Source organism: Streptomyces sp. NPDC006512 (assembly GCF_040611935.1).
GTDB lineage: Bacteria > Actinomycetota > Actinomycetes > Streptomycetales > Streptomycetaceae > Streptomyces.
The window spans coordinates 26,701-51,145 of sequence record NZ_JBEXPG010000069.1; the positions used below are offsets into that span (position 1 = coordinate 26,701).

Annotated in this window: 25 protein-coding genes; 14 read left to right on the forward strand and 11 right to left on the reverse strand. The window is 71.3% G+C overall.

The window, feature by feature from the left end:
• Positions 1-14 precede the first annotated feature (14 nt).
• The 4 genes from pstS to pstB all read left to right on the forward strand — a co-directional run bounded on the left by pstS (position 15) and on the right by pstB (position 4,161).
• Positions 15-1,154, forward strand: a complete 1,140-nt coding sequence (gene pstS / locus ABZZ17_RS33815; RefSeq protein WP_356882004.1) for a phosphate ABC transporter substrate-binding protein PstS — start codon at positions 15-17, stop codon at positions 1,152-1,154.
• Positions 1,155-1,283: 129 nt separating this feature from the next.
• The gene (gene pstC, locus ABZZ17_RS33820; RefSeq protein WP_356882006.1) at positions 1,284-2,273 is read left to right on the forward strand and encodes a phosphate ABC transporter permease subunit PstC; all 990 of its coding nucleotides are present in this window, start codon (positions 1,284-1,286) and stop codon (positions 2,271-2,273) included.
• Positions 2,273-3,355 carry a phosphate ABC transporter permease PstA gene (gene pstA / locus ABZZ17_RS33825; RefSeq protein WP_356882008.1) on the forward strand — a complete coding sequence of 361 codons (1,083 nt, stop codon included), beginning with the start codon at positions 2,273-2,275 and terminating at the stop codon, positions 3,353-3,355. Before pstC ends, pstA begins: the two co-directional genes overlap by 1 nt.
• 29 nt (positions 3,356-3,384) lie before the next feature.
• Positions 3,385-4,161 carry a phosphate ABC transporter ATP-binding protein PstB gene (pstB, locus tag ABZZ17_RS33830; RefSeq protein ID WP_356882010.1) on the forward strand — a complete coding sequence of 259 codons (777 nt, stop codon included), beginning with the start codon at positions 3,385-3,387 and terminating at the stop codon, positions 4,159-4,161.
• Between the two features lie 120 nt (positions 4,162-4,281).
• On the opposite strand, the gene ABZZ17_RS33835 is transcribed toward pstB, so the two are convergent.
• Positions 4,282-5,283 (reverse strand): inorganic phosphate transporter, encoded by a 1,002-nt coding sequence (locus ABZZ17_RS33835; RefSeq protein ID WP_356882012.1) that lies wholly within the window; start codon positions 5,281-5,283, stop codon positions 4,282-4,284.
• A gap of 5 nt (positions 5,284-5,288) precedes the next feature.
• A complete protein-coding gene (locus tag ABZZ17_RS33840) occupies positions 5,289-5,909 on the reverse strand; it encodes a DUF47 family protein (protein ID WP_356882014.1) in 621 nt (206 codons plus the stop codon).
• A gap of 195 nt (positions 5,910-6,104) precedes the next feature.
• Here ABZZ17_RS33840 and ABZZ17_RS33845 point away from each other — a divergent pair, with 195 nt between their 5' ends.
• Complete coding sequence (locus ABZZ17_RS33845) at positions 6,105-6,446, forward strand: metal-sensitive transcriptional regulator (RefSeq protein WP_356882016.1); 342 nt, start codon at positions 6,105-6,107, stop codon at positions 6,444-6,446.
• Positions 6,447-6,537: 91 nt separating this feature from the next.
• Here ABZZ17_RS33845 and ABZZ17_RS33850 read toward each other — a convergent pair whose 3' ends face one another.
• Positions 6,538-6,690, reverse strand: coding sequence for a hypothetical protein (locus tag ABZZ17_RS33850; protein WP_356882018.1), 153 nt, complete (start codon positions 6,688-6,690; stop codon positions 6,538-6,540).
• 147 nt (positions 6,691-6,837) lie between these two features.
• Positions 6,838-7,692, reverse strand: a complete 855-nt coding sequence (locus tag ABZZ17_RS33855) for a hypothetical protein (protein ID WP_356882020.1) — start codon at positions 7,690-7,692, stop codon at positions 6,838-6,840.
• Between the two features lie 142 nt (positions 7,693-7,834).
• On the opposite strand from ABZZ17_RS33855, the gene ABZZ17_RS33860 reads away from it, so the two are divergent.
• The gene (locus ABZZ17_RS33860) at positions 7,835-8,053 is read left to right on the forward strand and encodes a hypothetical protein (protein ID WP_356882052.1); all 219 of its coding nucleotides are present in this window, start codon (positions 7,835-7,837) and stop codon (positions 8,051-8,053) included.
• Between the two features lie 85 nt (positions 8,054-8,138).
• Positions 8,139-8,372: a hypothetical protein gene (locus ABZZ17_RS33865; protein WP_356882022.1), complete on the forward strand. Its 234-nt coding sequence runs from the start codon at positions 8,139-8,141 to the stop codon at positions 8,370-8,372.
• A 129-nt stretch (positions 8,373-8,501) separates the two neighbouring features.
• Here the strand turns inward: ABZZ17_RS33865 and ABZZ17_RS33870 are convergent, their stop codons facing one another.
• From ABZZ17_RS33870 to ABZZ17_RS33890, 5 genes are all read right to left on the reverse strand, one after another.
• A complete protein-coding gene (locus ABZZ17_RS33870) occupies positions 8,502-9,197 on the reverse strand; it encodes a phosphatase PAP2 family protein (protein ID WP_356882024.1) in 696 nt (231 codons plus the stop codon).
• 182 nt (positions 9,198-9,379) lie between these two features.
• The gene (locus ABZZ17_RS33875) at positions 9,380-10,396 is read right to left on the reverse strand and encodes a bifunctional lytic transglycosylase/C40 family peptidase (RefSeq protein WP_356882051.1); all 1,017 of its coding nucleotides are present in this window, start codon (positions 10,394-10,396) and stop codon (positions 9,380-9,382) included.
• Between the two features lie 74 nt (positions 10,397-10,470).
• The gene (locus ABZZ17_RS33880) at positions 10,471-12,225 is read right to left on the reverse strand and encodes a serine/threonine-protein kinase (RefSeq protein ID WP_356882026.1); all 1,755 of its coding nucleotides are present in this window, start codon (positions 12,223-12,225) and stop codon (positions 10,471-10,473) included.
• A 63-nt stretch (positions 12,226-12,288) separates the two neighbouring features.
• Entirely contained in the window at positions 12,289-13,086 is a 798-nt protein-coding gene (locus ABZZ17_RS33885; protein ID WP_356882028.1) for a thioesterase family protein, read from the reverse strand.
• Between the two features lie 54 nt (positions 13,087-13,140).
• Entirely contained in the window at positions 13,141-13,749 is a 609-nt protein-coding gene (locus ABZZ17_RS33890; RefSeq protein WP_356882030.1) for a LysE family transporter, read from the reverse strand.
• A gap of 68 nt (positions 13,750-13,817) precedes the next feature.
• On the opposite strand from ABZZ17_RS33890, the gene ABZZ17_RS33895 reads away from it, so the two are divergent.
• Positions 13,818-14,648: a pentapeptide repeat-containing protein gene (locus tag ABZZ17_RS33895; RefSeq protein WP_356882032.1), complete on the forward strand. Its 831-nt coding sequence runs from the start codon at positions 13,818-13,820 to the stop codon at positions 14,646-14,648.
• A 274-nt stretch (positions 14,649-14,922) separates the two neighbouring features.
• On the opposite strand, the gene ABZZ17_RS33900 is transcribed toward ABZZ17_RS33895, so the two are convergent.
• Positions 14,923-16,074: an alpha/beta hydrolase gene (locus ABZZ17_RS33900; protein ID WP_356882034.1), complete on the reverse strand. Its 1,152-nt coding sequence runs from the start codon at positions 16,072-16,074 to the stop codon at positions 14,923-14,925.
• Positions 16,075-16,645: 571 nt separating this feature from the next.
• Here ABZZ17_RS33900 and ABZZ17_RS33905 point away from each other — a divergent pair.
• The 6 genes from ABZZ17_RS33905 (at position 16,646) to ABZZ17_RS33930 (ending at position 23,773) form a co-directional block, all read left to right on the forward strand.
• Positions 16,646-16,954, forward strand: coding sequence for a hypothetical protein (locus ABZZ17_RS33905; RefSeq protein ID WP_008742356.1), 309 nt, complete (start codon positions 16,646-16,648; stop codon positions 16,952-16,954).
• A 102-nt stretch (positions 16,955-17,056) separates the two neighbouring features.
• A complete protein-coding gene (locus tag ABZZ17_RS33910) occupies positions 17,057-17,893 on the forward strand; it encodes a hypothetical protein (protein ID WP_356882035.1) in 837 nt (278 codons plus the stop codon).
• A complete protein-coding gene (locus ABZZ17_RS33915) occupies positions 17,883-19,238 on the forward strand; it encodes a hypothetical protein (protein WP_356882037.1) in 1,356 nt (451 codons plus the stop codon). The genes ABZZ17_RS33910 and ABZZ17_RS33915 overlap by 11 nt, the downstream gene beginning before the upstream one ends.
• Positions 19,235-20,797: an SCO6880 family protein gene (locus tag ABZZ17_RS33920; protein ID WP_356882039.1), complete on the forward strand. Its 1,563-nt coding sequence runs from the start codon at positions 19,235-19,237 to the stop codon at positions 20,795-20,797. Before ABZZ17_RS33915 ends, ABZZ17_RS33920 begins: the two co-directional genes overlap by 4 nt.
• A 19-nt stretch (positions 20,798-20,816) precedes the next feature.
• A complete protein-coding gene (locus tag ABZZ17_RS33925) occupies positions 20,817-22,232 on the forward strand; it encodes an ATP-binding protein (RefSeq protein WP_356882041.1) in 1,416 nt (471 codons plus the stop codon).
• A 2-nt stretch (positions 22,233-22,234) separates the two neighbouring features.
• A complete protein-coding gene (locus tag ABZZ17_RS33930; RefSeq protein WP_356882043.1) occupies positions 22,235-23,773 on the forward strand; it encodes a type VI secretion protein in 1,539 nt (512 codons plus the stop codon).
• Here ABZZ17_RS33930 and ABZZ17_RS33935 read toward each other — a convergent pair.
• Positions 23,770-24,321 carry a GNAT family N-acetyltransferase gene (locus tag ABZZ17_RS33935; protein WP_356882045.1) on the reverse strand — a complete coding sequence of 184 codons (552 nt, stop codon included), beginning with the start codon at positions 24,319-24,321 and terminating at the stop codon, positions 23,770-23,772. The two genes, ABZZ17_RS33930 and ABZZ17_RS33935, sit on opposite strands and share 4 nt — an antisense overlap.
• Positions 24,322-24,445: the final 124 nt, after the last annotated feature.

Here is a 24,445-nt window from a genome sequence, read left to right on the forward strand (position 1 = left end):
AGGAACACCCGAAAGTGAAGCTTCAGCGCAAGAACCGGCTTCGTGCCTCCGCCCTCGGGGCCCTCGTCGTGTCCGGCGCCCTGGTCCTCACGGCGTGCGGCTCGGACGACAACACGAAGACCGGTGCCGGCGACACCCCGAAGGCCTCCGCCCCGGCCCCGGGTGACGTCAAGTGCGACGGCGCCAAGGGCAAGCTCCTGGCGTCCGGCTCCTCCGCGCAGAAGAACGCGGTCGACCTGTGGGTGAAGAACTACATGGCCGCCTGCTCCGGCGTCGAGGTGAACTACAAGTCCTCCTCCTCCGGTGAGGGCATCGTCGCGTTCAACCAGGGCACCGTGGGCTTCGCCGGCTCGGACTCGGCGCTCAAGCCCGAGCAGGTCGAGGAGTCGAAGAAGATCTGCACCGGCGGCCAGGGCATCAACCTGCCGATGGTCGGCGGCCCGATCGCCCTCGGCTTCAACGTCGCGGGTGTCGACAAGCTGAACCTCGACGCCGCCACGATCGCCAACATCTTCAACGACAAGATCAAGAAGTGGGACGACGAGGCGATCAAGAAGCTGAACCCCGGCGTCACGCTCCCCTCCACCGCGATCCAGGCCTTCCACCGCTCCGAGGACTCCGGCACCACCGAGAACCTGGGCAAGTACCTCAAGGCCGCCGCCCCCGACGCCTGGTCCTACGAGGCCTCGAAGAAGTGGCCGGCCCCCGGTGGCCAGGCCGCCTCCGGCTCCTCCGGCGTCGCCTCCCAGGTCAAGGCCGTCGACGGCGCGATCGGCTACTTCGAGCTCTCCTACGCCAGCTCGCAGAGCATCAAGACGGTCGACGTGAACACCGGCGCCGGCACCCCGGTCAAGGCCACCGGCGAGAACGCCTCCAAGGCCATCGCCGCCGCCAAGGTCACCGGCACCGGCTCCGACCTGGCCCTGAAGCTCGACTACACCACCAAGGCCGAGGGCGCGTACCCGATCGTCCTGGTCACGTACGAGGTCGTCTGCGACAAGGGCAACAAGCCCGAGACCCTCGGCACCGTGAAGTCCTTCCTGGAGTACACCGCCTCGGACGCGGGCCAGAAGGTCCTCACCGAGAACGGCTACGCGCCGATCCCGGCCGAGATCAACACCAAGGTCCGCGAAGTCATCAAGTCGCTGGCCTAGTACTGATCCCCGCGCTGCCGGGCGGATCCCGTCCGATCCGCCCGGCAGCCGGGGACCCTCCCCCTCCACCCGGGGGAATCCGGTGCACCGCCGCCAGGGGGCCTGCCCCCCACTCAGACCGGAAAGACCATGGCTTCCACCACACCCACCCAGATAGACACGGCTCCGCCTGTCTCCAAGAGCGGAAGGTCCACCGGCCGCGCCGGTGACAAGATCTTCGCGGGGCTCTCCAAGGGCTCCGGCATCCTGCTCCTGGTGATCATGGCGTCGATCGCCATCTTCCTCACCTACCGCGCCGGGCTCGCGCTGTCGAAGAACGAGGGCAACTTCCTCACCACCTTCGACTGGAACGCCTCGGCCACTCCCCCCGTCTTCGGCATCGCCGTCCTGCTCTTCGGCACCGTCGTCAGCTCGATCATCGCGATGGTCATCGCGGTCCCGATCGCCGTCGGCATCGCCCTGTTCATCTCGCACTACGCGCCGCGCAAGCTGGCCGCGCCCCTCGCCTACGTGGTCGACCTGCTGGCCGCCGTGCCGTCGATCATCTACGGCATCTGGGGCGCCCTGTTCCTGGTGCCGCAGCTGAACGGGCTGAACCTCTGGCTGGACGAGTACCTCGGCTGGACCTACGTCTTCGAGAAGACCCAGGTCGGCGTCGCCCGCTCGCTCTTCACCGTCGGCATCCTGCTCGCGATCATGATCCTGCCGATCGTGACCAGCGTCAGCCGCGAGGTCTTCCTCCAGGTCCCGCGCATGAACGAGGAGGCCGCCCTGGCCCTCGGCGCGACCCGCTGGGAGGTCATCCGGATGTCGGTCCTGCCCTTCGGCCGCTCCGGCGTCATCTCCGCCTCGATGCTCGGCCTCGGCCGCGCCCTCGGCGAGACCATGGCCGTGGCCACCGTCCTCTCCCCGAGCTTCCTCATCTCGTTCCACGTCCTGAACCCGGGCGGCGGAACCTTCGCGCAGAACATCGCCGCGAAGTTCGACGAGGCCAACGAGTTCGGCCGGGACGCGCTGATCGCCTCCGGTCTGGTCCTCTTCCTCCTCACCCTGCTCGTCAACGGCGCCGCTCGCGTGATCATCGCGCGACGCAAGGAGTTCTCGGGGGCGAACGCCTGATGAGTCACGCACTGCAGGAGCAGCGGCCCGTACGGGACCGCAAGTCCGCCGCCCCCGCCACGCTCACCCGGGGCGGCCTCCCCCGCTGGGCCCCGGCCGGCATCGCCGTCCTGTCCGCCGCCCTCGGCAGCGGCATCGGGCTGGCCTTCGACCTCGACAGCAAGATCCAGTGGGGGCTCATCGCGGCCGTCCTGTTCGTGGTCGTCACGTACACGGCCAGCGCCGTCGTCGAGAACCGCCGCCAGGCCAAGGACCGGGTCGCCACCTCGCTCGTCTGGGTCTGCTTCATCCTGGCCGTCGTCCCGCTGCTCTCGCTGCTGTGGACCACGATCAGCCGGGGCGTCTCCGCCCTCGACGGGGACTTCCTCAGCCACTCGATGAACGGCGTGACCAGCTTCGAGGAGGGCGGCGGCGTCTACCACGCGCTCCTCGGCACCATCGAGCAGGTCGCCCTCGCCACCCTGATCGCGGCGCCCGTCGGTCTGCTGACCGCCGTCTACCTGGTCGAGTACGGCCGCGGCTCGCTCGCCAAGGCCGTCACCTTCTTCGTCGACGTGATGACCGGCATCCCCTCCATCGTCGCGGGTCTGTTCATCCTCACGACGTGGAACCTGATGCTCGGCTTCGGCCCCTCCGGCTTCGCCGGCGCCATGGCCCTGTCGATCCTGATGATGCCGGTCGTGGTCCGCTCCACCGAGGAGATGCTCAAGCTCGTCCCGAACGAGCTGCGCGAGGCCGCCCTGGCCCTCGGCGTGCCGAAGTGGCGCATGATCCTCAAGGTCGTGCTCCCCACCGCCATCGGCGGCATCTCCACCGGTGTCATGCTGGCCGTGGCCCGCATCGCCGGCGAGACCGCCCCGATCATGCTGCTGGTCTTCGGCTCCCAGCTGATCAACGGCAACCCCTTCGAAGGCGCTCAGTCCTCGCTCCCCCTCTACATCTGGGAGCAGTACAAGGTCGGCAGTGAAGCCTCCTACGACCGGGCATGGGCGGCAGCGCTCGTCCTGATCGCCTTCGTCATGATCCTCAATCTGGTGGCCCGCGGCATCGCCCGCTGGAAGGCCCCGAAGACCGGTCGCTGACGCGACTCATGAAAGCGAAGTGACCCCTCATGGCGAAGCGAATCGACGTCAGCGGACTGTCCGCCTTCTACGGCACCCACAAGGCCATCGACGACATCTCGATGACCGTGGAACCCCGCTCGGTGACGGCCTTCATCGGCCCCTCCGGCTGCGGCAAGTCCACCTTCCTGCGGACCCTGAACCGCATGCACGAGGTCACCCCCGGCGGCCGCGTCGAGGGCAAAGTCCTCCTGGACGACGAGAACCTGTACGGCGCCGGCGTGGACCCGGTCGCGGTCCGCCGCACCGTCGGCATGGTCTTCCAGCGCCCGAACCCCTTCCCCACCATGTCGATCTTCGACAACGTGGCCGCGGGCCTGCGGCTGAACGGCTCCTTCAAGAAGTCCGAGCTCACGGACATCGTCGAGAAGTCCCTCCAGGGCGCCAACCTCTGGAACGAGGTCAAGGACCGCCTGAACAAGCCCGGCTCCGGCCTCTCCGGCGGCCAGCAGCAGCGCCTGTGCATCGCCCGCGCCATCGCGGTCGAACCCCAGGTCCTGCTGATGGACGAGCCCTGCTCGGCCCTCGACCCGATCTCCACCCTCGCCATCGAGGACCTGATCGGCGAGCTGAAGGAGCGCTTCACGATCGTCATCGTGACGCACAACATGCAGCAGGCGGCCCGCGTCTCGGACCGCACCGCCTTCTTCAACCTCTCCGCCGTCGGTCAGCCGGGCAAGCTGGTCGAGATCGACGACACGGACCGGATCTTCTCCAACCCGTCCGTCCAGGCGACCGAGGACTACATCTCGGGCCGCTTCGGCTAGACCCGGGATGGACCAGGCGTCCTGCGGTGCTGCATGGCGGTGCCACCGCAAGGCGAAAGGAAAAGGGCCGGCTCCCCCTGGGTGGGGGGAGCCGGCCCGCTTTCGTGTCCGGTCAGGGCACTAGCTGACGAAGGCCAGGTTGACGATCCAGAAGCTGACCGCGGCGACCAGGGCCGCGGCCGGCATCGTGATGAACCAGCCGAGGATGATGTTCTTGGCGACACCCCAGCGGACCGCGTTGATCCGCTTGGTCGCGCCCACACCCATGATCGCCGAGGTGATCACGTGCGTGGTGGAGATCGGCGCGTGGAAGATGAACGCCGAGCCGAACATGATCGACGCGCCGGTGGTCTCCGCCGCGAAGCCCTGCGGCGGGTCCAGCTCGATGATCTTGCGGCCGAGCGTGCGCATGATGCGCCAGCCGCCCGCGTACGTACCCAGCGACAGCATCACGGCACACGCGATCTTGACCCAGATCGGGATCGCGTCGCCCGCGCCCTGCACGTCGGCGATGACCAGGGCCATCATCACGATGCCCATGGTCTTCTGGGCGTCCTGGAGACCGTGGCCCAGGGCCATGCCGGCCGCGGACACCGTCTGCGCGATGCGGAAGCCCCGCTTGGCCTTGTGCGGGTTGGCCCGACGGAACATCCACAGGATGGCCACCATCACCAGGTAACCGACCACGAGACCGACGACCGGCGAGACGAACATCGGGATGACGACCTTGTCGACCACGCCGGACCAGATGACCTCGGTGCCGCCCGCCAGCGCCGCGCCCACCATGCCGCCGAACAGCGCGTGCGAGGAGGACGAGGGCAGGCCGAAGTACCAGGTGATCAGGTTCCAGACGATCGCGCCGACCAGCGCCGCGAAGAGGATCCACATGCCCCGGTTGCCGTGGGGCGTCTCGATGAGCCCCTCACTGACCGTCTTGGCCACGCCGCTGCCGAGGAACGCACCGGCCAGGTTCATCACCGCCGCCATCGCCAGCGCCGCGCGCGGGGTCAGGGCCCGCGTCGAAACGGACGTGGCGATGGCGTTCGCGGAGTCGTGGAAGCCGTTGGTGTAGGTGAAGCCGAGCGCGACACCGATGGTCACGATCAGCGCAAAGGTGTCCACGAGGTTCAGGACTCCTTGACCGCGATGGTCTCCACCGTGTTCGCAACGTGCTCGAACGCGTCGGCCGCCTCTTCGAGCACGTCGACGATCTGCTTGAGCTTCAGCACCTCGATGGCGTCGTACTTGCCGTTGAAGAGCTGGGCGAGCAGCTTGCGGTGGATCTGGTCCGCCTGGTTCTCGAGGCGGTTGACCTCGATCCAGTACTCGGTCAGGTTGTCCATCGTCCGCAGGTGCGGCATGGCCTCGGCGGTGAGCTCCGCCGCCCGGGCCAGGACCTCGATCTGCTGCTCGACTCCCTTGGGGAGCTCCTCCACGTTGTAGAGGACGACCAGGTCGACCGCCTCTTCCATGAAGTCCATGATGTCGTCGAGGGACGAGGCCAGGTTGTAGATGTCCTCGCGGTCGAACGGCGTGATGAAGGAGGAGTTCAGCTGGTGGAAGATCGCGTGGGTCGCGTCGTCCCCCGCGTGTTCCGCAGCCCGCATCCGCTCCGCGATCTCGGCCCGGGCGGACATGTCCGCGCCGAGCAGTTCCATCAGGAGCTTGGAGCCCGTGACGATGTTGTCCGCGGATGCGGCGAACATGTCGTAGAAGCTCGTCTCCCTGGGGGTCAGACGAAATCGCACGTGTGGTCCTCGGGGTGCATTGGATTCGGTCAGGCTGATGCTAGGCGCATCCCCCGGCCACGGCTAACCGGCCGTTCTCCAGTGTGCTCCATCAGGCACAGTGGGCCGCACGGACCCCTGCCCCTCCGGCCAGGGCCAAGTACCCTATACCCATGAGGGGTATATACCCCCTCGATCCGGACCACGGGAGGACGCATGACGACCATCGAGGCGGAAGGCTCCGGAGCCGACGCCGGCACCGCCCCTGTCGCGGCCGTGCACGGGTACCACCACCAGAAGGACGAGCACCTGAAGCGGCTGCGCCGCATCGAGGGGCAGATCCGCGGCCTCCAGCGGCTCGTCGACGAGGACGTCTACTGCATCGACATACTCACCCAGGTCTCGGCGAGCACGAAGGCCCTCCAGTCCTTCGCCCTCCAGCTGCTGGAGGAGCACCTGCGCCACTGCGTGGCGGACGCCGCCGTCAAGGGCGGGGAGGAGATCGACGCCAAGGTCGAGGAGGCCACGAAGGCCATCGCCCGCCTCCTGCGCACCTGACGCGGCGCCCCCGCGCCCGGCTCCGTCCGCCGCTTCCCGGGCGGACGGGGGCGTCCGCTCCGCCCTGTCGCCCCTGGAGCCGTGACCGGAGCTAGAGCCCGATGCCCATCAGGACCTCGTCGATCCGGTCCTGGCTCAGCCGCTCCTCCGCGGCGGTGGACGCCGCGATGATCAACTCACCGCACAGCTCGATCTCGGCGAGTGCCACGTGGTCCTGCACCGTCGTACCGCCTGCGGGAGTCACGCGTGTCACCTCTTTCTGCCGCCCTCGCCCGTCGGCGCTCGGCCTCTCAGCGTAGGGATCGCACGCCGTGGCGCGCATGACACGGATGGACCATTTCCGGATAGTGGAGCCATGGCCCGGACGTGCCCTTCCGGGCCGCGTGGGCCGCTAGTCGGCGATCTTCCCGGCGAAAATGTCCCCGCTTGCGGGCAATGCCACGGTGACCGGGGTCCCGAAGCCGTAGAGCATCGTGGTCGAGGAGACGTCGATCACGCCATTCTTGACGTACGTGAACCGGTGCCTGACCTTCCGCAGCCGTCCTTCCTCGTCGAGGTAGACGTCGAAGGGCACGCTGTCCTTGCTGAACCCTTTCGCCGCCGCCTCCAGCGACTCCTTCACCCCCGGTGACGCCGTCCGCGCCGCCCGCCCGATGTCCGTCGTCCCCTGGTAGTGCCACACCTTGGTGCCCGCCACCTCGTCCTCGCCCACGTACGTCACGCCCTGCGCGCCGCGCAGCAGCTCGACGGCGGTCAGCGGGTCGGTGGCCCCGCCCGTGACGAGGTTCCCGTCGGCGAGGGTGGTCGTGTCGACGCGGACCCACTTGTCGTCGGGAACGCCCGCGCCGCGGTTCTTCATGTAGAGGGAGCCCGGGACGAGGAGCTCGGTGATGGGCCGGTGCTCGGCCTTGCCCGTCACGTCGGCCGGGAGCATCACCAGGAGCTGGCCCATCCGCTTGCGGAAGTCGACCCCGCCCTCGCCGCGGATCGTGACCCGGGTGCCGCCGGTGGCCATCTCCATCGCCGTACGGGCCCGGGCGCTGCCGGTGGCCGCGAGCGCGTCGGCGGCCCCGCGGACCGCCGCGGCCGGGTCGCGCGGCGGCCGGGCGTCGCCGCTCCCGGAACCCTCCCCGGAGCCTTCGCCGCCGCCGCACGCGCCGAGCGCGGCCACGGTCACCGCCATGCCGACCGCGATCACCGCCTCACCCGCACGCCCGCGCCGCCGCCTGTGCTGGTGCACCACCATCGCCTGCCAACCCCCAACGCATGACCGCTGTTTGCCCGAGGCCCCCACCCGCTCCGGTTAACGAGGTCCGGGGTTTCCCGTCACGGGCCGCGGAGTTCCGGCGGCCGTACCGGGCCGGGGAGGACCCGGGTACCTTGGGGGTGTGGATCCGCACAGCAAGGCGACCCTGGTCCCTCCGTTTACCGCCGTGCCGCTCCCGCGTCACCCCGCGGAACCGGCGCAGCCACCCACCGGCCACACCACGAGCACCGCGGAACGCGGCTCGTTCTGCCTGGCCGTCTGCAGCTGCGGCTGGAGCGGGCCGGCCCGCCGCTCCCGTGACCTGGCCAGACGGGACGCCACCCGGCACACCTCGGGCTAGTGCCGCGCGGCCCCCGCGCCCGCGCGTGTCGCCCGTTCGGACGGCCCGGGTGGCCGGGCGGGCCGGGAGCGGATGCCCTGGTCTCATGCCAGGAACCGCACCCCGTGTCGCGGCCCTCCTCTGGGCCCTGCTCATCGCGCTCACCCCGGCCGCGGCCTGGGCCCGCCCCGTGGGCTCCGCGGACGGACCGGGCGACGTGGCCCTGGCCGTCGGGCTCACCACCGCGGCGGCCGTGGCGACCGGGCTGTGGCTGCGTTCCCGTTACCGCCGCGAGGAGACGGCCCGGGACGACACCCCGGGCCCCGGCGGCGACCGGTGACCCCTCGGTTCCGCCCGGCGGCGGTTCGGCTGTGCTTCGGAGCGGCGGTGCTGTGCCTGCTGGTGGCGGTCCTGCTCGCGGTCTGGAACGCGTACGCGGGCTGACCGCGCGGCGGCGTCCGGCCGGGTCTCAGGCCGCGAGGTCGCTCTCGGCCGGCCGCTGCGGCAGTTCCACCGGCCGGGCCACCACCCGGTCCCGGGCCCGGACGAGCCGTCCGACGCGGGGCGCGCGGGCGACCGTACGGACCAGCGGGGTCAGCAGGGCCATCGCGAGCGGCGCGAGGAGCAGGACGACGGCGGTGCCGAGGGCGAAGCCGCCGATCACGTCGGTCGGGTAGTGGACGCCCAGGTAGAGGCGGCACAGGCCCTCGGCGAGGGCGAGGGCGATCCCGATGAGCCCGAGCCTGCGGTTCGCGAGGAACACCCCGACCGCGAGCGCCATCGTGAGGGTCGCGTGCCCGCTGACGAAGGAGAAGCCCGCGGCCTGTCCCTGGCCGGCGGCGAGCACGTCGAGGCCGTCGTGCTGGAGGAACGGGCGCGGACGGCCGACGAACTCCCGCAGCGGCACGTTCACGAGCAGGGCGAGCCCGGCGGCCAGCGGGGCCCACACGAGCGCGGCGAAGGATTCGACGGCGGTGGTCTCGTCCTGCCTGCGGGCGCCGTGCCAGCACCACAGCACCAACAGGACGAGGGCGAGCGGGAGTCCGTACTCCGCGGCGGACGCGACGGCCCGGTCGACCGCCTCGGGGGCGCGCCGGGCCAGTCCGTTGACCTCGTACAGCAGGCCGACATCCACATTCGGCCCACCACTTGTGAGTCCAGCCATGCGAAGCGGCCCCTTGCCTAGGTCCCCTGCGGACGCACTGCGGTGTACGCCCCTACAACCCCCGTCGATCAACCCCCGTGTCCATGGAACGCCCGTTCTGGCAGGTCCGTTCCACTCTCCACCGAATGATCACTCCAACGTTATCGAAGAGTGACTCATCGTCGCAGCTCAAGGCCTTTGGTTTACGGAGAGTTGCCAGGGGCCGGAGCGGCCGCCGAGCGCTCCGGAAGGGCTTCCGCGCCGTCCTTGGTGACGCGGGTCGCGCCGAAGTAGTCCGGGGTGTCGATCTTGTCGAAGCGGATGACCGCACCGGTGAAGGGAGCGTTGATCATGTAGCCGCCGCCCACGTACATGCCGACGTGCCGGATCTCCCGCGAATTCGTCAGATCGTCGGAGAAGAAGACCAGATCACCGGGGAGCAACTCCTGGCGCGACGGGTGCGATCCGGCGTTGTACTGGTCGTTCGCGACGCGCGGCAGCTCGATCCCCACCGTCTCGTAGGCCGCCTTGGTCAGCCCCGAGCAGTCGAAGCGCCCGTCCTGGTCGGGAGTTCCGTTGCCGCCCCACAGGTACGGCGTCCCCAGCTGCTTCTGCGCGAAGTAGATGGCCCCGGCCGCCTGCTGGGAGGGCGCGACCCGGCCGAGGGGCCGGGCGAAGCTCTTCTCCAGGGACCGGATGGCCTTCACGTATCCCTGGGTCTCGCTGATCGCGGGCACACCGCCCGCCTTGATCACGCGGTAGGGACCGGCGTTGTAGGCGGCGAGCATGTTGTCCGACTGATCGCCCGGCACTTTCGCGACGTCCTTGGCGAGTTGGCAGTCGTACGAGGCCGCCGACGGGATCGCGTCCTTCGGATCCCAGATGTCCCGGTCGCCGTCACCGTCACCGTCGATCCCGTACGTGGCCCACGTGCCCGGGATGAACTGGGCGATGCCCCGCGCGTCGGCGTGGCTCACCACGTCGGGCTTCCAGCCGCTCTCGGTGTACAACTGAGCCGCCAGCATGGCCGGATTCAGTGCGGGGCAAAGGTTTCCCCACTTCTCCACCAGTGGCTGGTAGATCGCCGGGACGGCCCCCTTGACCAGTCCCACGGCGCCCTGCCTGCCGCTGTTCGCGATCCCCGCCGCCGCCGAGTACGTGCCGACGACGAGCAGCGCGACGAAGGCCATGCACACGCCGATCCCGAGCCCGCTTGCCATCCAGAACTTGCGCACCCGTCAACACTGCCTCATGGCAGGAGACCTGACAGCGCATTCGTCGGCCTGTCTTGGCACTATTTCACCGGAAAGCCGGTGCAGTAGATGTTGCTGTACTCCGTGATGCCCCTGACGCGGTAGACCACCACGGTCCAGTCACCCGGGTCGTTGACGAGCGGGATGGCCGGGAAAGTCCTCGGGGCGCCCTGGTAGTCGTCGAACTTCATGGAGAAGTCGTCGGGGTAGGTGAGCTCCACGTCCCCGCCGGAGGCCTCGTCCGCGAGGTCGACGGGCTTGCTCGTGTAGCCGATGGTCTTGTTGTAGTCACGGACGTGCTCGTAGGGCCGCTGGGTGCTCAGCTCGATGTCGTGCGGGGGCTTGACCCCGACGGAGACGGCGTAGGGGGCCTTCTCCGTGTGGTACGGCTTCAGGTGAAGACGGATCTTGACCTTGCCCGTCACCGACTGCGCTTCCGGGGAATCGGCGTCGACCACCGAGCCCACCAGGAACTCCGCCCGCTCCTCCCCGGGCAGGTTGCAGCTCCCGTTGCCCGGAGCGGTGCCCTGCCACAGGTCCCGCGACACCGAGTTGTTCTCGATGTGGTCGGGCAGGGCGCTCCCCGCCCCACCGCCCCGCGCCGCGGCGGACGGGCCCGCCGGCGACTGCGCCACAGGGTCCTTCGCGGCCGGCGCCGACCCCGAAGGCGGCCCGCCGGCCTGCTTCCCCCGGTCCCCGGCCCCGGCCTCCCCGTCCGGCAGCAGCAGGTAGCCGCCCGTGGCGAGGCCCCCCGCGACGAGCCCGGCGGCCACGACCAGGACCCAGCGCGGCGGACGCCGCCCGCCGGACGGCAGGGCGGTGGGCGCGACCGCCGGGCGCGGGGGAACGTACGTCGGCACGTAGCCGCCCGCTCCGACGGACAGCCCCGGCCCGGCGGTGGCGGGCAGTCCGGCCCCGGCGGTGGCGGGCAGGCCCGCGCCCCGGTCGCCGCCCGAGGCGAGCAGCGTCGCGTACACCGGGTCGTCGACCAGCGCCGAGTCCACGGCGCAGCGCCGGATGACCTCCGCGAGGGCCGGCCGCGCAGCCGGTTCCGCCGCCACACAGGCCCTGATCAGCTCGGCCAGCCGGGGCTCCACGCCCGCCAGGTCGATCTCGCCGTGCACCGCCCGGAAGTTGACCGCGGTCGGCTCGCCCGTACCGTACGGCGCCCGCCCGGTCGCCGCGTGGGCGAGCGTGGCCCCCAGCGCGAAGACGTCCGCCGCGTCCGCCACCTCGCCCCGCAGCAGCACCTCGGGAGCGGTGTAACCGGGCGTGCCCGGGGCGGCGCCGAACTGCGTCAGCGCCGTCTGGGCCGCCGCCTTGGCGATGCCGAAGTCGATGAGCTGGGGCCCCTGCACGCCCAGGATGACGTTCTGCGGCTTGAGGTCCCGGTGGGTGACCCCGTACGCGTGGACGCTCGCGAGCCCCTCGGCCAGCGCGGCGAACAGCCGACGGCAGGAATCGGCCGGCAGCGCGCCGCGCTCGCGCACGGCGTCGCCGAGCGTGGGACCGGCGACGTACTCGGTCGCGAGCCAGTAGGGCGGCGCCGCCAGCGAGGCGTCGATCAGGTTCGCGGTGTAGGCCGACCGCACCGCCCGGACCGTCTCGGCCTCCCGGCGGAACCGGGCGAGCGCCTCCGGATGCCCGGTGATCTCGTCCTTGATCACCTTGATGGCGACCAGCCGGCCGCCCGGGGACCGTCCCAGGTACACCTGCCCCATGCCCCCGGCCCCCAGCCGGGCCAACAGGGCCTGCGCCCCGATGTGGGTGGGATCGGTGTCTCTCAGGGCCTCCATCCGCACGAGCCTGCCACACCGACTCCCGCACCCGGCAGGCGGGTTGACACCGGCAACCCCCGGCTAGCCCCGTGGCGCGACGAACAGGCTCTGCGCGCCGCGCCCGATGGGCCCCTTCTCGTCGTGCAGCCGGGAGTCGGCGAGCCCGATGCCGGCCGCGTCCACGCTCGTACGGGCCTCCACGCAGACCCACTCGCCGGCCGGGTGGCGGTGCAGGTGGACGCTGAGGTCCCCGTTGACGAAGACGTACCGGCCGAAGTCCATGACGGAACTGATCCCGCTCCCGGAGTCCGCGGCGACGAGGACCCGGTCCAGCGGCCGCGTCTCCTCGCCCGCCACGAGCGGCACCTTCATCCGCATCCAGCAGGTCCCCGGGCCGAGCTCGGTGAAGGCGCCGTCGGTGAACCGGGTCTCCATGGCCGAGTGGTAGCCGGTCTCCCACGGCACCGGGAAGAACGGCGTCACCGCCACCTCCCCCGGCGGCGGCAGCAGCGCTCCCGCGGCGACCGCCGGCACCGGCTCCCCGGCGACCCTGATCCGCAGGGCCCGCGCGAGCATCACCGGCGCGTCCGCGCCCTCCGGCACGAGGGCGGCCTCGACCAGCTCCGTGCTCCGCCCGGACCGCAGCACGCCGGTGGTGATCGTCAGCGCGCCGATCGGCACCGGCCGCAGGATCTCGTACGTGATCCGCGCGATCCGCATGTCCGTACGCCCGCCCGGCCGCTCCTCGACCGCCCGCCCGAGCAGGGCGGCCGGCGGCCCGGCGTGCTGCGAGGCCGCGTCCCACGGCCCCCGCGTGGCCTCGGTCGCGCGGAACCGCCCGGCGTCGACCCGCTCGTAGAACCCGTCGGCAGCATCCATGCCGCCGACGCTACCCACAGGTAACCCTGGGCGCCACCCTTCTCGGGAGCACGCTCAGCGCGCGAAGCCGAGCCCGACGCCCAGCCCCACCAGCACCGAACCGATCACCCGGTTCAGCGCCTTCTGCGCCTTCAGCATCCGCTCGCGCAGCCGGGAATCGGAGAAGAACAGCGCGACCGCCCCGAACCACACCAGGTGCGCCGCCGCCATGAACAGCCCGTACCCGGCCTGCTGCCACGCCGAGGTCTCCGGATTCACCACCTGCGTGAACGTGGACACCACGAACAGGGTGGTCTTCGGATTCAGCACGTTCGTCAGGAACCCCGACCGCAGCGCGCCGAGCGGGCTGAGACCCGGCTTCGACTCCAGGTCCACCGTCAGCTCGGCCCGCGCCCGGAAGGTGCGGATCCCGATCCACACCAGGTAGGCGGCGCCCGCCAGCTTGATCGCCGTGAACAGGGCGGTGGAGGACGCGATGAGCAGCCCGACGCCGAGCATCGTGTACGAGACGTGCACCAGCACGCCCGCCGCGACCCCGGCCGCCGCGAACAGCCCGGTCGGCCGCCCGTACAGATAACTGTTCCGGACCACCATGGCGAAGTCCGCACCGGGACTGATGACGGCGAGCAGGGTAATGACGGCAACGGCGATCACTTCTGTCATGTACAGATACTCCCCACTCCCCCCACCCACATCAACCCCCTACCGCTCCCACCGGCGACAATGGAGGAGTGCCCACCCCCGCCACCCCCGCCCTCCCCGCCCTCCCCGTCCTCCAAGCCGACTGCTCCCAGTGCTTCGCGCTCTGCTGCGTCGCCCTGCCCTTCGCCAAGTCCGCCGACTTCGCGGTGAACAAGGCGGCCGGAACCCCCTGCACGAACCTCCGGCAGGACTTCCGCTGCGGCATCCACACGAGCCTGCGCGACAAGGGCTTCCAGGGCTGCACCGTCTTCGACTGCTTCGGCGCCGGCCAGCAGGTCTCCCAGGTCACCTTCGAGGGCCGGGACTGGCGCACCCACCCCGACACCAGGGCCCCGATGTTCGAGGCCTTCCCCGTGATGCGGCAGCTCCACGAGCTCCTCTTCTACGTCGCCGAGGCACTCACCCGCCCCGAGGCCGCCCCCGCCCACCCGGACCTGCGGCGCGCCCTCGCCACGACCGAAGCCCTGACCCGCTCGGACGCCGCCGCGCTCGCCGCCCTGGACGTGGGCGCCCTCCGCCAGGAGATCAACGTCCTGCTCCTGAAGACCAGCGAACTGGTCCGCGCCAAGACCCCCGGCCGCAAGAAGAACCACCGCGGCGCCGACCTGATGGGCGCCCGCCTCGCCGGAGCCGACCTGCGCGGAGCGAACCTGCGCGGCGCCTACCTGATCGCCGCCGACCTCTCCCGCGCCGACCTCCGCGGAGCCGACCTGATCGGCGCGGACTTCCGCGACACCAACCTGCGCGGAGCCGACCTCCGCGCCACCCTCTTCCTCACCCAACCCCAACTGAACGCCGCCCAAGGCACCCCCACCACCCAAATCCCCCCACACCTCACCCACCCCACTCACTGGACCTAACCCCGCGCCCGCCCCGCCCTTCCAGCCCCGCCGGCGTTTGAGGCGCGGGGGTCCGGGGGCGGAGCCCCCGGGAAACGGTGAAAGGGCGGGTAGGGGACCAGCCCCGCGCAGCGGCACCGCAACCCCGCACCACCTCCCCACCCCGGCCAGGACCAGGCACCGGCCGCCCCGCCAGAGCACCACCCCCCACGCACCCGGCACGGGCACCCGCACCCGGCCCCCGGCACCCGGCACCCGGCCCCCGGCAGCAAGCCCCCCACCCGCCCGGCCAGGGCTAAAGCCCCCGCAGGAACTCCCCCACCACCCCCCGGAACCCCTCCGGATCCCCGGCCCGCACCCCGTGCCCCGCCGGCAACTCCACCAACCGCACCCCACCCCTCCGCACCGCCATCTCCCGCGCATGCTCCGCGGACAGCACCCCGCTCCGATCCCCCCGCACCAGCAGCGTCGGCTGCCGCGCCGCCAGCCAGTCGCCCCAGTGGTCCCCGTTCAGCCCCCGCTGCGACTCCACCGCGTCCCGCGCGACGAACGCCGTCCCCCACCCGTCCGCGTACTCCCTCAGCGACCCGGCCACCGCATCCGCCGCGCTCCCCACCCCCGCCAGGAACCCGGCCCGCGTCGCCGCCCGCCGCGGCCACTCCCGTACGTACGACAGGTCGCCCTCCACCACCGCCCCGACGTCCTCGACGACCACCGCCCGCACCAGCTCCGGACGCCGCGCCGCGAGCTGGTACGCGTTGACCCCGCCCAGCCCGTGCCCCAGCACCACCGCCGGCCCCAGCCCCAGGTGCTCCAGTACGGCGGCCGCGTCGGCCACGTACCCCTCGCGCCCGTACTCCGGCGCCCGGTCCGACTCCCCGTGCCCCCGCTGGTCGAGCGCGATCACCCGCCATCCGGGACCCACCTCCCGGGCGAACCGCCCGAAGGACCGCCCGTCCTGGAAGTGCCCGTGCAGCACCAGCAGCGGCGCCCCCGCCCCGCCGAAGTCCGTGTACGCGAGCCGCCGGCCCCCGACTTCCACGACCCCCGGCAACGGCCCCAGCTTCTCCGCCACCCGCTGCCGCAGGAGCTGGTACTCCTCCCACCGCCTCGGCAGCCGCCCGCCCGGCCGCTTCCCCATCGGCCGGCCCGGCGTCACCAGCTGCCCCCGCCGGAACTGCTCCCGCGTCAGGTCGATCCGGATCCCGCCGGGCAGCACGTTCCAGCAGTGGTAGCCATGCTGTTCCCCGTCCAGCCAGACCTCGCCGACCATCAGTTCCCCGCCGACCAGGTCCTGCACCACCAGCGCCGTGATGTCGCAGTGCCCCCAGGCCGGATTGTCGGCCGTCCAGGGCGCCCGCTCGACGTCGTCGGGCGAGCAGGTCTCGGCCGACCAGCCCGCACGGATGGCCGCCTCGAGGTCTGCGAGTGTCCAGGGAGTCGTCATCCTCCAAGCCTCCCGCATCGCACTGACACCGAACGGCCGCCCGCCCCCGCCCGCACCGCTCCCCCGAGCCCGGCGCCCCGCGCCCACCAGGCCGGACGAGCCCCGACCCGGCGCGCGCCCCGCCCGTATGCGCCCCTCATGCCTCCACGCGCCCCGCCCGCCCGGCGGAAGCACCCACCCCGAAGTCACCTCGCCGCCGCTCAACCACTCATGTGGACGCAACGACTGACGGAACGAATGTCAGACGGTCCGAAAAGAGAGGCCCACCGACACGCCGCCCCACTGCGCCGAACGGCCGCCCCTCACACGGCCCCCCGCACGGCGGACCGACAATCATTGCCCGGGGTCACCCCCCGTGATACACAGAGTGACCATACGTTCTTTCGCATGCACCCCACCCCCGCCCAGGTCAGAGCGCACGGACGGAGCGCGGGCGGGGCACGGGCCGGGAGATCGGGTAAAGAGAGCCGCCAAGTCGACGACGGCGGCGGTTTCATCAGCGAAGATAGTGCGTGACCCCTGCCGTCGGGCACGGGCTACCGGAACTACCCATACAGGGGCGGTGAGTTACATGATCCTGGCAGCCGAAAAGGGCGACATCACCACCATCATCGGCGGAATCGCCCCGAATTGGGGGCCGTTCGGCAGTCTCGGCAATGAAGCGAAGGTCATGATCGAGGTGGTCATGGCCGTGGCGATCCTCCTCTGCCTCGGCATCGCCATCTGGGGCGCCGCCAAGCAGCGCATCGGCGCGACGGCCCTGCGCGACACCTTCAGCGCGGAACAGGGCAAGGGCCTGATCGTGGCCGGCCTCACGGGCGTCTTCATCATCGGCTCCCTCGGCACCCTCTTCACGATCGTCTACGGAATGGCCGTCTAGCCGTGCAGCCCGGCGGCCGTCGTACCTGATGGCGAATCACCACACCGCGTCCGCGCGGGAACGAGCGCTACCGTCGTACGAGGCGGAGGGGGCGGACACGGAATGAGCAACGACGACCAGTACGGCGGCGGCGGGAGCCACGGCGAGGTCGGCGGCACGGGCCAGACCCGCACCCGCCTCCCGGACTCCCCCTCCGACGCCTACGGCACCCCCCGCCGCACCCCCCGCGCCTCCCGCGGCCTGATCACGGTGGTCGGCGTGGTGGTCCTCCTCATCGCCGCCATCGCGTTCGCGAACCAGTCCCCGGACACCCCCCCACCCACCGCCTCGAACAAGCCCCCGACCGCCGACTCCACATCCCCCACCGGCACCACCCCGGTCACCACCAAAACCGCCGGCATCCCCAAGGGCTTCGCCCACGACGAACAGGGCGCCCAATCAGCAGCCGCCAACTACGCGGTAGCCCTGGGCTCAGACGGTATGTTCGACGCCGCCCGCAGGCGAGCGATCGTCCAGACCGTGTACACACCCGAAACGGCCGCAACACGGCAGGGCGACCTCGACCGTCTCTATTCGGACCAGGCCTTCCTGGCGCGCATCGGTCTCCAGGCAGACGGCAAAGCGCCCAAGGGCCTCATGTTCATTTCCCGCATGCACCCTGCCGGCACGAAGGTGGAGAAGTTCACCGCCGAGAGCGCCACCGTCTCTGTCTGGGCGTCCTCGCTCTTCGGCCTGGCAGGCGAAGGCTCCCAGAACCCCGTCTCCGAGGGCTGGTACACGAATACCTTCGAGCTCCGGTGGATCAACGGCGACTGGTGGGTGTCGGACTTCACGCAGAAGGACGGGCCAGTCCCAGTGGGACGGGACCAGAGAGCCTCCTCGGCCGAGGACATGTCCGCCGCCGTGACGCAGTTCGGAGGGCTCACCTATGCGCGCTAGCAGCCGTCGAGGAACGGCCCTCCTGGCCATCGTGGCGACCGTTCAAACCAGCGCCGTGCTCTTGGCCACCCGTGCGATCGCCGCGACTCCGACCCCCACCCCGCCTGGGACACAACCGGCGACGCCGGGGGCGACCCCTCAGGCGACCAACAATCCCTGCGAGTTGCTCAAGGCTCCGGCAAGGGACTACTGCGAGAACGGCAACGGCCCGGCCCCCAGCGGAGCCCCTCGCACCGGCCTGTCCCCCGGCGACCCCACCACGGACACCCTCAACCCCCTGTCCTCCCTAGCCCGCGGCTGCGCCGACGCCGCCGCCTGGATCGTCGGCAAACTCAGCGAAGCCGTCAAAAGCACGGCCACCGTCGACTTCACCAACACCGCCTTCCTCCAGCAGTACGCGGTCGTCTTCGCCGCCTCCACCATCCTCACCCTCGTCCTGTGGCTCCTCGCCGTCGCCAAGCGCGCCATCCGCGGCGTCCCCTTCACCACCGCCCTCTCCGAGGCCATCGGCTTCCTCTGGCTCACCGTCCTCGCCTCCGCCTTCACCCCCCTGATCCTCTACACCGTCGTCTCCGCCACCGACGGCGTCACCGAGGTCATCGCCTCCGCCACCGGCGGCCAGACGGACGTCTTCTTCGGCTCCTTCACGGAAGCCCTCAAGAAGGGCGAGGACATCGGCGGCGGCCCGATCATGCTGATCGTCGTCGCCCTCGTCACCGTCCTCGCCGCCGGCGTCCTGTGGCTGGAGCTCGTCATCCGGGCCGCCCTCCTCTACGTCGGCGCCCTCCTCGGCACCGTCGTCTACGCCGGCCTCGTCGACCGCAACATGTGGGGCCACGTCCGCCGCTGGGCGGGCATCATGATCGCCGTCATCCTCGTGAAGCCGGTCATCGTCATCGTCCTCGGCCTCGCCGGCGCCCTCGCCGGTGACAAGGGCCCCGACGCCTTCTCCGCCGTCGTCTCCGGACTCGCGATCATCCTCCTGGCGATCTTCGCCTCCGCGATGATCTACCGCTTCGTCCCCGGCTTCGGCGACGAGATCGCCTCAGCCCGCAACAACCGCTCCAAGGCCACCGACGGCGCCCAGGCCGCCGCCGTCATCAGCTCCCCGGCCTCCCTCGTCTCGCAGGGCATCAAGACGCACAGCAGCCGCGGCGGCGGCGGTGCCCACCGCGCCGACGGCGGCGGCGGGTCCGGCGGCGGCGCCAACCAGATCTCCGGAGGCATGGCCGCCCACAGCAGCCGCGGCTCCGGCAGCGGGTCCGGCGGCGGATCTGTCCCCTCCGCCGCACCCCCGCCCCGCACCGGCTCGAGCACGAGGAACACAGGAGGTGACGGGCGTTGACGACCCAGTCCCACCAGCTCCACCCGATCACGCCCCGCCGCACGTATCTCATCGGCCGGGCCCGGCCGAACGCGATCGTCGGCAAGAACCGCGAGACGGGCGAGATCGCCCTGATCATCGCCGGCGCCTTCGTCGGCATGATGAGCGGCCTGCTCGTCCCCGACCTCACCCTGCGCATCGTCGCGCTGGTCGGCTTCCCCTTCCTCGCCCTCGCCGCCGTGTACGTCCCCTACAAGGGCCGCACCTTCTACCGGTGGTTCGAGATCAGCCGCAGCTACAAGCGCATCCTGCGCCGCGGCACCGCCTACCGCTCCTCCGCCGTCGAGGCCGGCACCCGCGCCGCCGACGGCCGCGAGGTCGAGATCGGCCCGCCCCCCGGCATCGGCCGCATCAACTGGCTCGCCGCGCCCTTCGGCCCCGACGAGATCGCCGTACTCCTCCACGCCGACCGCAGGACCGTCACCGCCGCCATCGAGATCGAAGGCCCCGGCGTCGGCCTGCGCGACAGCGAAGACCAGGAAGCCCTCGTCGACCGCTTCGGCACCCTCCTCAAGCACGTCGCCAACGGCGACGGCTTCGTCACCCGCCTCCAGATGCTCGCCCGCACCCTCCCCGCCGACCCCGACGCCCACGCGAAGGACGTCGCCCAGCGCGGCGACACCCACGCCCCGGGCTGGCTCCGCGACTCCTACGACCAGCTCCAGTCGATGGTGTCCACCTCCTCCGAGCAGCACCGCGCGTACCTCGTCGCCTGCATGCACTACACCCGCGAGCTCGCCGCCGAGGCCCACACCATCGCCCGCGCCTCCAGCCCCCACAAGGGCCGCAAGCTCGACCGCGACTCCGGCCTCGCCATCGTCATGGCCCGCGAGCTCACCGACATCTGCGCCCGCCTCGCCGAAGCCGACATCCGCGTCCGCCAGCCCCTCGGCCAGGGCCGCCTGGCCTCCCTCGTGCACTCCATGTACGACCCGGACCACCCCATCGACCACATCCAGGCCATGACCAAGCGCAACGCCTGGCCCGCCGAACTCGACGCGGTCGAACCGACCTACCTCCAGGCCAAGACCCGCGAGTCCTCCACCCGCGCCCCCTGGTGCCACGCCACCGCCTGGGTCAAGGAATGGCCGATGACCCCGGTCGGCGTGAACTTCCTCGCCCCGCTCCTCGTCCACACCCCGGACGTCATCCGCACCGTCGCCGTCACCATGGACCTCGAACCCACCGAGATCGCCATCGAGCGCATGCTCACGGAGAAGACGAACGACGAGGCCGACGCCTCCCGCGCCGCCAAGATGAACCGCACCGTCGACCCCCGCGACATCGCCGCCCACGGCCGGCTCGACCAGAGGGGTGAAGATCTGGCCAGCGGTGCGGCAGGAGTCAACCTCGTCGGGTACATCACGGTGTCCTCACGTTCACCCGAAGCCCTCGCCCGCGACAAGCGCACCATCCGCGCCTCCGCCGGCAAGTCCTACCTGAAGCTGGAGTGGTGCGACCGCGAGCACCACCGCGCCTTCGTCAACACCTTGCCGTTCGCCACCGGCATCCGACGCTAGCTGGAGGGAAGTGCCGCCCATGCGAGATCCCATGTCCGCTCTGACGGACGCCTTCACCAGCTTCCTCTTCGGCAAGGTCGAAACCACCCGCCTGCCCGTACGCACCTCCACCGGCCAGGCGCAGGCCGTCTACCTGCCCACCGCCGCCCCCGGCCTCGGCGACTCCGGCGTCATCATCGGCCGCGAGGTCTACAGCGGCAAGGGCTACATCTACGACCCCTTCCAGCTGTACGGCCAGCAGCTCCCGGCCCCCCACTGGCTCGTCCTCGGCGAATCCGGCAACGGCAAGTCCGCCCTGGAGAAGACGTACGTCCTGCGCCAGCTCCGCTTCCGCGACCGCCAGGTCGTCGTCCTCGACGCCCAGGGCGAGGACGGTGTCGGCGAGTGGAACCTGATCGCCCAGCAGCTGGGGATAACCCCCATCCGCCTGGACCCGATCGCCGCCAACGACGACGGGATCCGCCTCAACCCCCTCGACCCGGCGATCACCACGACCGGCCAGCTCGCGCTGCTCCGGACCATCATCGAAGTCGCCATGGGCCACGGCCTCGACGAACGCTCCGGCTTCGCCCTCAAGGTCGCGCACGCCTACGTCGTCGACACCATCCGCGAACGCCAGCCCGTCCTCACCGACATCGTGGAACAACTGCGCCACCCCGAAGCCGAATCGGCCCTGGCCATGAACGTCGACATAGACGATGTCCGGGCCTGGGGCCTCGACGTGGCGCTCGTCCTCGACCGCCTCGTCGACGGTGACCTCCGCGGCATGTTCGACGGCCCCACCACCGTCGGCATCGACCTCGACGCCCCGCTGATCGTCTTCGACCTCTCCCACATCGACCGCAACTCCATCGCGATGCCGATCCTCATGGCGATCGTCGGCGTCTGGCTGGAGCACACCTGGATCCGCCCGGACCGCAAGAAGCGCATCTTCCTCGTCGAAGAGGCCTGGCACATCATCAACAGCCCGTTCGTGGCCCAGCTGTTCCAGCGGCTCCTGAAGTTCGGCCGCCGCCTCGGCCTGTCCTTCGTCGCCGTCGTCCACCACCTCTCGGACGTCGTCGACGGCGCGGCCGCCCGCGAGGCCGCGGCGATCCTCAAGATGGCCTCCACCCGCACGATCTACGCCCAGAAAGCCGACGAGGCCCGCGCCACCGGCCGCGTACTGGGCCTCCCGCGCTGGGCCGTCGAGATCATCCCGACCCTCACCCCCGGCATCGCCGTGTGGGACGTCAACGGCAACGTCCAGGTCGTCAAACACCTGATCACCGAGACCGAACGCCCCCTCGTCTACACCGACCGCGCGATGACGGAGTCCTCCGCCCCGCAGCTCCCCGACGAGCTGCTGGCAGCCGAACTCGAAGCGGAAGAACGGGCCCTGTACATGGAACGCCACCGCCACAACGGCCCCGGTTCAGCGACCACGGTGGCCTGACCATGCCGCACGCCGGACGTACGGAGCCCCCGGCGCGAGCCGGCGGCATCCCCGACGGACTCCTCATCGGCCTCCTGGCGTTCCTCCTCGGGCTGGCCGTCCTGGTGTGGTCGGCCACCGGCCTCGCCGCGTTCTTCTCCAAGGGCTCCTGGCCGGACACGGTCACGTTCACCCGCACCCCGGAGGCCGTCCGCGCCCTGATAGCGCAACCGCACGACATCGCGGCGGCCTGGCCCGAGACCGCCCCCTCCGCCCTTCCGGGCTGGGGCCTGTTCTGGGGCCTGTTCATCAGCCAGATCCTGGTCCTGGTGGTGCTGACCATCTTCACCCTGGGCGTCGTCGCCCGCACGAAAGCCCGCCGCAGCACCCCACCGTCCCACCCGATCCCGCCGCAGGCCGCGGCGCCGGCGAGCACCCCCGCAGCCACACCCGCCCCCGCACCGACGACGGCCCCCGTCCCCGCCCCGGCGGCCGCCCCCACCCCCCGGCACCAGCCCACACCGGAACGCCACTCCTCCCCGACGGACGAGGCCTACCGCTACGGCTTCGGCTACGCCCCGCCGGCGCCCCCCGGCACCGGCACCAACACCGGTATCCCGGCCGGAACCGCCACCACGCCGGCCCCCACGCCCCGCCTGGTCTACGGCACCCCGGCGGAACGCCACGGCCCGGCCGCCCAGGCCATCGCGGCCGCGGAAGGCGCGGTACTGGTGGTCACGTCCTCCCCCGCGCTGTGGGCGGACACCAAGGACGCCCGCGCCAAACTCGGCCCGGTCCTCCTCTACGACCCCTCGCACCTGTGCGACACCCCGGCCCGCATGCACTGGAACCCCGCCGAGGGCTGCGCCGACCGCGACACCGCCGCCGCCCGCGCCGCCGCCCTGCTGGCCCCCGTACGCCCGCAGGCCCGCGCCGACTCGGCGCTCGCGGACACCGCGGAAACGCTCCTCCGCAGCTGGCTCCAGGCGGCCGCGCTCGAAGACCGCCCCTTCAAACAGCTCCACCGCTGGGCCCAAGGCAACTCCGCCCAGGACCCGGTACGCATCCTGCGCACCCACCCCCACGCGGCCCCGGGCGCCGCCGGCGAACTCGAAAGCGCCCTCACGTCCCACCCGGAACGCCGCGAACAGGCACAGCACCTGACGGCCCGTGCCCTGTCGTCCCTGACGTCGATCCACATCCGCGAGGCCTGCAACCCGAACCGAACGGATTCGCTCACCCTGGCATCGTTCCTGACCGAAGGGGGCAGCCTGTACGTGGTGGGCGAACCCCTGGAAGACCCCCGGTCCCACCCGGGTGCGATGCCGTTGCTGACCGCACTCGCCTCCAGCGTGGTCGAGCACGGCCGGCGCATGGCCGCACGGTCATCCCACGGTCGGCTCGACCCACCACTGGCCCTGGTCCTGGAGGACGTCGCGGCCGTGGCCCCGGTCCCCGCCCTCCCGGAACTGCTCCAGGACGAGTCGCTCCCCCTCCTCGCCCTGTGCCGCAGCCGCGAACAGGCCCGCTCCCGCTGGCCGCAGTCCGCCGCCTTCGACTAGGCCGGCCGCCCCAGCACGTACTCGTGCTCCTCCGCGCCCGTCTCCAGCCGCACGGTACGCCCGGACGCCGCGAACCCGAACCGCCGGTAGAAGGCGGCGGCCCGCGCGTTGTCCTCGTGCACGAAGAGGCGTACGCCTTCCAGCGCCGGCTCCTCCAGCGACCAGGCCCAGTCCACCGCGGCCGCGAACAGCGCCTCGGCCAGCCCGGTCCCGCGCTGCCCCTCACGCACGAACACCCCGACGACGTGCCCCTGCTCCTGCTCGACGGCCTGCCCGAAGAAGTCGACGGTCCCGCCTTCCTCGACCAGGACGGTCACCGACCCGTCCCAGGTCCCGTCGGGCCCCTCGGCGATGAACTGCCGGGCACCGCGCCCGCGCGAGCCCCCCTCCGTCCGTCCCTGCCAGAACTCGTCGGGCTGCGCCGCCGCGTTCTCCGCGGTCTCCAGGAACGCCACCGGAGCCGCAGGATCGTTCAGCGCGGCGATCCGCAGCTCCTTGACCTGCTGCCACTCGTCGGCACGTACGGGACGTATCACATGCTGGTTCATAGTCCGCGATCCTAATCGGAAGCGTTCCGGGCCGTAAACGCAGAAAAGCCCCGCACCATAAGGTGCGGGGCTTTCCCACAATGATTGTTCGGCGGCGTCCTACTCTCCCACAGGGTCCCCCCTG